Source organism: Kitasatospora sp. NPDC040550 (assembly GCF_055594965.1).
Window position 1 is genome coordinate 85,671 of record NZ_JBVIWC010000030.1, and the last position, 6,134, is coordinate 91,804.

The 6,134-nt window shown below is 71.3% G+C and carries 7 protein-coding genes and 4 tRNA genes; 3 read left to right on the forward strand and 8 right to left on the reverse strand.

Going from position 1 to position 6,134, the window contains the following annotated elements:
- The first annotated feature begins 20 nt into the window (after positions 1 to 20).
- Together cofC and ACZ58X_RS33765 are read left to right on the forward strand one after the other, a co-directional pair.
- A complete protein-coding gene (gene cofC / locus ACZ58X_RS33760) occupies positions 21 to 704 on the forward strand; it encodes a 2-phospho-L-lactate guanylyltransferase (RefSeq protein ID WP_360233064.1) in 684 nt (227 codons plus the stop codon).
- A 38-nt stretch (positions 705 to 742) separates the two neighbouring features.
- The gene (locus tag ACZ58X_RS33765) at positions 743 to 967 is read left to right on the forward strand and encodes a hypothetical protein (protein WP_188305669.1); all 225 of its coding nucleotides are present in this window, start codon (positions 743 to 745) and stop codon (positions 965 to 967) included.
- Positions 968 to 1,181: 214 nt separating this feature from the next.
- Here ACZ58X_RS33765 and ACZ58X_RS33770 read toward each other — a convergent pair whose 3' ends face one another.
- The 4 genes from ACZ58X_RS33770 to leuC all read right to left on the reverse strand — a co-directional run bounded on the left by ACZ58X_RS33770 (position 1,182) and on the right by leuC (position 4,604).
- On the reverse strand, positions 1,182 to 1,916 hold the full coding sequence (locus ACZ58X_RS33770; RefSeq protein ID WP_465653850.1) for an HU family DNA-binding protein: 735 nt from the start codon (positions 1,914 to 1,916) through the stop codon (positions 1,182 to 1,184).
- A 133-nt stretch (positions 1,917 to 2,049) separates the two neighbouring features.
- Positions 2,050 to 2,400, reverse strand: a complete 351-nt coding sequence (locus ACZ58X_RS33775) for an SCO5555 family protein (protein WP_380591584.1) — start codon at positions 2,398 to 2,400, stop codon at positions 2,050 to 2,052.
- A gap of 182 nt (positions 2,401 to 2,582) precedes the next feature.
- Positions 2,583 to 3,179, reverse strand: a complete 597-nt coding sequence (gene leuD, locus ACZ58X_RS33780) for a 3-isopropylmalate dehydratase small subunit (RefSeq protein WP_470337386.1) — start codon at positions 3,177 to 3,179, stop codon at positions 2,583 to 2,585.
- 3 nt (positions 3,180 to 3,182) lie between these two features.
- Positions 3,183 to 4,604 (reverse strand): 3-isopropylmalate dehydratase large subunit, encoded by a 1,422-nt coding sequence (gene leuC / locus ACZ58X_RS33785; RefSeq protein WP_470337387.1) that lies wholly within the window; start codon positions 4,602 to 4,604, stop codon positions 3,183 to 3,185.
- 230 nt (positions 4,605 to 4,834) lie between these two features.
- Between leuC and ACZ58X_RS33790 the strand changes: the two genes are divergently transcribed.
- Entirely contained in the window at positions 4,835 to 5,548 is a 714-nt protein-coding gene (locus tag ACZ58X_RS33790) for an IclR family transcriptional regulator (RefSeq protein ID WP_030246527.1), read from the forward strand.
- 169 nt (positions 5,549 to 5,717) lie between these two features.
- On the opposite strand, the gene ACZ58X_RS33795 is transcribed toward ACZ58X_RS33790, so the two are convergent.
- From ACZ58X_RS33795 to ACZ58X_RS33810, 4 genes are all read right to left on the reverse strand, one after another.
- Positions 5,718 to 5,792: transfer RNA gene (locus ACZ58X_RS33795), tRNA-Gln, on the reverse strand.
- A 66-nt stretch (positions 5,793 to 5,858) separates the two neighbouring features.
- Positions 5,859 to 5,931, reverse strand: a tRNA-Glu gene (locus ACZ58X_RS33800).
- Between the two features lie 26 nt (positions 5,932 to 5,957).
- Positions 5,958 to 6,030 (reverse strand) — tRNA-Glu (locus tag ACZ58X_RS33805).
- A 27-nt stretch (positions 6,031 to 6,057) separates the two neighbouring features.
- Positions 6,058 to 6,130, reverse strand: a tRNA-Glu gene (locus ACZ58X_RS33810).
- Positions 6,131 to 6,134 lie beyond the last annotated feature (4 nt).

Consider the following 6,134-nt stretch of genomic DNA (forward strand, 5'->3'; position numbering starts at 1 on the left):
CCGGCGTCACAATGACGCCGATGACCCAGGACACCGTACGCCCCAGCGGGCCCGTCGCGCCCGCCGCACCCGCCGCCGACTGGTCGCTGGTGCTACCGCTCAAGCCGCTCGCCCTCGCGAAGAGCCGACTGGCCCCGTACGCGGGCCCGCACCGGGCCGAGCTGGCCCTGTCCTTCGCCCTCGACACGGTCACCGCCGCGCTGGCCACCCCGGGCGTCTCGCGCGTCCTGGTGGTCACCCCGGACGCCACCGCCGGCGCCCGGCTGGCCGAGCTGGGCGCCCTGGTGGTCGCCGACGAGCCCGGCGGCGGCCTCAACCGGGCGCTGGCACACGGCGCCTCGGCCGCCCGGGCGCTCGCCCCGCGGACACCGCTGGCCGCCCTCTCGGCGGACCTGCCGGCCCTGCGCCCGGCCGAACTCGCCCGGGTGCTGGGCGCGGTGCCGTCGGACGGCCGGGCCTTCCTGCCGGACTCCCCCGGTCTGGGCACCACCCTGCTCGCCAGCGGCCCCGGCCGTCCGCTCGCCCCCGCGTTCGGGGACGGCTCGCGGGCCCGGCACGCGGCCGGCGGGGCGCTCGAACTGCGCCTGGCGGACGTGGAGTCGGTGCGCCGGGACGTCGACACCGGCGCCGACCTCGGCGAGGCCGCGACGCTCGGCCTCGGCCCGTACACCAGTGCGCTGTTCGCCCGCCTGGACCGCTCCTGACCAGCGGGCCCGTCGGACCCGCTCGCTATGCTGCAGGCATGCAGGCCACCGCGTTCACCTTCGACCCCGCCACCCGCGCCGGCTCGGTGCTGCTCGACGACGGGACCCCGGTGCCGTTCGACGCGGCCGCCTTCGACGCCGGCGGCCTGCTGCTGCTGCGGCCCGGCCAGCGGGTGCGGATCCGCACCGAGGGCGCGGGCGAGGCCCGCCGGGTGGTCTTCGTGACCCTGCAGACCTTCCCGGACCCGGCCGACGGCCGCTGACCGACGTCAACGGCCGCTGACGGCGCAGCCCCCTCCCGGCGCCCGCGCCGGTCCCGCCGCTCCTGCGGATTTCCGTGCCCGGACGGCGGCTGCCGGCGAATCCTGACTAAGCGCCCGGAAATCGAAAGAGCCGCGGCCACCCGGTCTCCGCAATTCACGGAAGGGGGTGCCGCGGCTCTGTGCCGAAGGCCGTCCGAGGACAGTCGCGCGGGACTTACTTGGCCGAGGCCTTGCGCGCGGTGGTCTTGCGGGTGGCGGTCTTCTTCGCCGGCGCCGTCTTCTTGGCCGTGGCGGTCGCCTTCTTGGCGGTGGCCGTGGTCTTCTTGGCGGCGGCGGTGGTGGTCGCCTTCTTGGCGGCGGCCGTCTTCTTGGTCGCCGCGGCCTTGGTCGCAGCCGCCTTGGTGGCGGTGGCCGTGGTCTTCTTGGCGGCCGTGGTGGCCTTCTTGGTGGCGGTCGCCTTCTTCGCGGCGGTGGCCGTGGTCTTCTTGGCGGCGGCCGTGGTGGTCGCCTTCTTGGCGGCGGCCTTCTTGGCGGCCGGGGCGGCGGCGGCAGCGGTGGCGGCGCGCTTGGTGGCGGCACGCTTGGCGGCCGGGGTCGCGGCGACACCGGTCTTGCCCGGGGTGAGCGAGCCCTTGGGGGCCTTCTTCACCGAGGGGCCTTCCTTCGGCAGCTTCTTGCTGCCGCTGACCAGGTCCTTGAAGCCCTGACCCGGACGGAAGCGGGGGACCGAGGTCTTCTTGACCTTGACCCGCTCGCCGGTCTGCGGGTTGCGGGCGAAGCGCGCGGAGCGCTCCACCTTCTCGAAGGTGCCGAAACCGGTGACCGAAACCCGGTCACCGGCCACAACGGCACGGACCATGGTGTCGAGCACTGCGTCGACAGCCTCTGCGGCAGCCTTGCGACCGCCCAGCTGCTCGGCCACCGCTTCGACAAGCTGAGCCTTGTTCACGTCTTCCCCTTCGGAAACGGGCGCCGGATGATTCCATCCGTTCTTTTCGCACGTTAGGTATGTATCTGCGGACTTTCAATTACCAAACGCGCGAATCACCCTAGTGTCGCAATGGATTTGCGCGTCCGCGACCTCAGTCGAGGGGCGGGTGCCCCTCGTCGAGGTCATGTACAAAGCGACTCAACCGCCTTGCCGCCTCCGGAAGATCGCGCTTGGCGGTCTCCGTGACGATGAGCAGTTGACGGGTGAGAGCGGTCTTTGCATCGACAGACACGTTCAGCGCATGCACGCGGGCGTGAGCTTGCTTCAACCGCTCGGCCACAAGCGCGTAGAGCGCTGCGACTTCCTGGTCGTCCGGCGCCTCAGCTGGTGTTGCGGAGGTGACGTCCGGCCGATCGTCAATTCGGCGTTCGGATCCCCGGCCCGTGGACTCCTCGGACGCGGGTTCGCCGCCCGCGTACGGAGGTTCATGGTGCCGGTGCATGTACTGATTGTGCCATCTACCCGCAGTTGTACTTGCGCGGGGCCCTCTTCCGCAAAGCCGAATGGGCAATCCGGGGAGGCCCCGGTGCTAACTCGTGCTCCGGAACGGCGGATGGCCCGGCCCCCCCGAGGGGGAGCGCGGGCCATCCGGTGGATCGTCAGAATGCTTGTTCTGAGGGGAACTCAGGAGACCGGCAGAGTACGGGGCTTGAACGCCGGACGGGTCGCCTCGTAGGCGGCGATGTCGCCCTCGTTCCGCAGGGTGATGCTGATGTCGTCCAGGCCGTTGAGCAGCCGCCACCGGACGTTGTCGTCCAGTTCGAAGGGCGCGGTGATGCCTTCGGCCCGGACTTCCCGTGCTTCCAGATCAACGGTGATCTCGGCCGAAGGGTCACTCTCGGTGAGCGACCAGAGCCGTTCCACGGTCTCCTGCGGCAGCACGACGGTCAGCAGACCGTTCTTCAACGAGTTGCCCCGGAAGATGTCGGCGAAGCGCGAGGAGATGACCGCGTGGAAGCCGTAGTTCTGCAGCGCCCAGACCGCGTGCTCCCGGGAGGAGCCGGTGCCGAACTCGGGGCCGGCCACCAGGACGGTGGCACCCTCGCGCTCGGGCCGGTTGAGGACGAACGACTCGTCCTTGCGCCAGGCCTCGAACAGGCCGTCCTCGAAACCGGATCGGGTGACCTTCTTGAGCCAATGGGCCGGGATGATCTGGTCCGTGTCCACGTTGCTGCGGCGCAGCGGGACGGCCCGGCCGGTGTGGGTGGTGAACTTCTCCATGGCTCAGGCCTCCACGGCGACGTTGGCGGACAGGTCGGACGGGGCGGCCAGCCGGCCCAGGACGGCGGTCGCGGCGGCGACCTGCGGGGAGACCAGGTGGGTGCGGCCGCCCTTGCCCTGGCGGCCCTCGAAGTTGCGGTTCGAGGTGGAGGCGCAGCGCTCCCCCGGCGCGAGCTGGTCGGGGTTCATACCCAGGCACATCGAGCAGCCGGCATGCCGCCATTCGGCCCCGGCGGCGGTGAACACCTTGTCCAGGCCCTCCTCGACGGCCTGGAGCGCGACCCGGACGGAGCCGGGGACGACCAGCATCCGCACCCGGTCGGCGACCTTGCGGCCCTCCAGCACGGCGGCGGCGGCGCGCAGGTCCTCGATCCGGCCGTTGGTGCAGGAGCCGACGAAGACCGCGTCGACGGCGACCTCGCGCAGCGGGGTGCCCGCCTCCAGGCCCATGTAGGTGAGGGCGTTCTCGGCGGCCGCGCGCTCCTGCGGGTCGGCGAAGTCCGCGGGGTTCGGGACGTCCGAGCCGAGCGGGGCGCCCTGGCCGGGGTTGGTGCCCCAGGTGACGAAGGGGGTGAGCTCGCTCGCGTCGATGAACACCTCGTGGTCGAAGACGGCGTCCTCGTCGGTGGCCAGGGTCCGCCAGTACGCGACGGCGGCGTCCCAGTCCTCGCCCTTCGGGGCGTGCGGGCGGCCCTCGAGGTACTCGAAGGTGGTGTCGTCCGGGGCGATCATGCCGGCCCGGGCACCCGCCTCGATCGACATGTTGCAGACGGTCATCCGGGCCTCCATGGACAGGCTCCGGATCGCCGAACCGCGGTACTCCAGGACGTAGCCCTGGCCGCCGCCGGTGCCGATCTTCGCGATCACGGCCAGGATCAGGTCCTTGGCCGTGACGCCCTCGGGCAGTTCACCCTCGACGGTGACCGCCATGGTGCGGAACGGCGCCAGCGGCAGGGTCTGGGTGGCCAGCACGTGCTCGACCTGGCTGGTGCCGATGCCGAACGCCAGCGCGCCGAAGGCGCCGTGGGTGGAGGTGTGGGAGTCGCCGCAGACCACGGTGGTGCCGGGCTGGGTCAGGCCGAGCTGGGGGCCGACCACGTGCACCACGCCCTGCTCGACGTCGCCGAGCGAGTGGATCCGTACGCCGAACTCGGCCGCGTTGCGGCGCAGCGTCTCCAGCTGCACCCGGGAGACCGGGTCGGCGATCGGCTTGTCGATGTCCAGGGTCGGGGTGTTGTGGTCCTCGGTGGCGATCGTCAGATCGGTGCGGCGGACCGTACGGCCGGCCAGCCGCAGCCCGTCGAAGGCCTGCGGGCTGGTCACCTCGTGGAGCAGGTGGAGGTCGATGAACAGGAGGTCGGGCTCGCCCTCCGCGCGCCGCACGACGTGGTCGTCCCAGACCTTCTCTGCGAGTGTCCGTCCCATCGGATTCCCTCCAGCCGGCCGCGTTGCCGGCCTTCTCGTGTCGTCGAGGTCATTGCGTGCCCGCCCGTGCGGAGCGCGTTCGCGAGACCTGCACGCCGGATCGCTGTCCACGATGCGGACACTCTGACGAGGCCCCATCCTGGATGTCTCCCGGGCTGCTGCATCCAGAGTGGCGCTTTTCCCGGAAGATTGAACTTGCGTCTCGCGGAATGAGACTGCAGTCTTAGGGCATGGACAACACTAGCGGCGTCGGCGTTCTCGACAAGGCCGCTCTGGTGCTCAGCGCACTGGAGTCGGGCCCCGCCACGTTGGCGGGGCTGGTCGCCGCCACCGGTCTGGCGCGCCCCACGGCCCACAGACTCGCCGTCGCACTCGAACACCACCGTCTGGTCACCAGGGACATGCAGGGGCGGTTCATCCTCGGCCCCCGTCTCTCCGAACTCTCCGCCGCGGCGGGCGAGGACCGGCTGCTCGCCACCGCGGGCCCGGTCCTGACCCACCTGCGCGACGTCACCGGCGAGAGCGCACAGCTCTACCGCCGGCAGGGCGAGATGCGGATCTGCGTAGCCGCCGCCGAGCGGCTCTCCGGCCTGCGGGACACCGTCCCGGTCGGCAGCACCCTGCCGATGAAGGCCGGCTCGGCCGCCCAGGTCCTGCTGGCCTGGGAGGAGCCCGAGCGGCTCCACCGCGGCCTCCAGGGCGCCCGCTTCACCGCCACCGCGCTCAGCGGCGTCCGGCGGCGCGGCTGGGCCCAGTCGATCGGCGAGCGGGAGCCGGGCGTCGCGTCCGTCTCCGCCCCCGTCCGCGGCCCCTCCAACCGGGTGGTGGCCGCCGTCTCCGTCTCCGGCCCGATCGAGCGCCTGACCCGCCACCCGGGCCGGCTGCACGCCCAGGCCATCATCGAGGCCGCGAACCGGCTCACCGAGGCGCTGCGGCGCAGCTGATCCGGCGGATTCCCCCACCCACCCCGCCGACTCCCCCGTACCCCGCTCCCCCACTCCCCCACTCCCCCACCGAATGCGAAAGGGCCCCGCTCGGATCGAGCGGGGCCCTTCGAATGCCTGCGCGGCGGAAAAGCAAAAAACCCCGCGCGGGCGGGGTCTTCCATATTTCTGGCTGGGGTACCAGGACTCGAACCTAGACTAAATGAACCAGAATCACTCGTGCTGCCAATTACACCATACCCCAACGCAAAGCAAGGGCCGATGGGCATGTCCTCGAGAAGAACACAGCCACCGGCTTCGTGCTTTGAAGTACCCCCGACCGGATTCGAACCGGCGCTACTGCCGTGAGAGGGCAGCGTGCTAGGCCGCTACACAACGGGGGCATCCTGGCGATCCCTTGCGGGATCAGTACCCCCGACCGGATTCGAACCGGCGCTACTGCCGTGAGAGGGCAGCGTGCTAGGCCGCTACACAACGGGGGCTTTCCAGGCGATCCCTTGCGGGATCAGTACCCCCGACCGGATTCGAACCGGCGCTACTGCCGTGAGAGGGCAGCGTGCTAGGCCGCTACACAACGGGGGCTCGT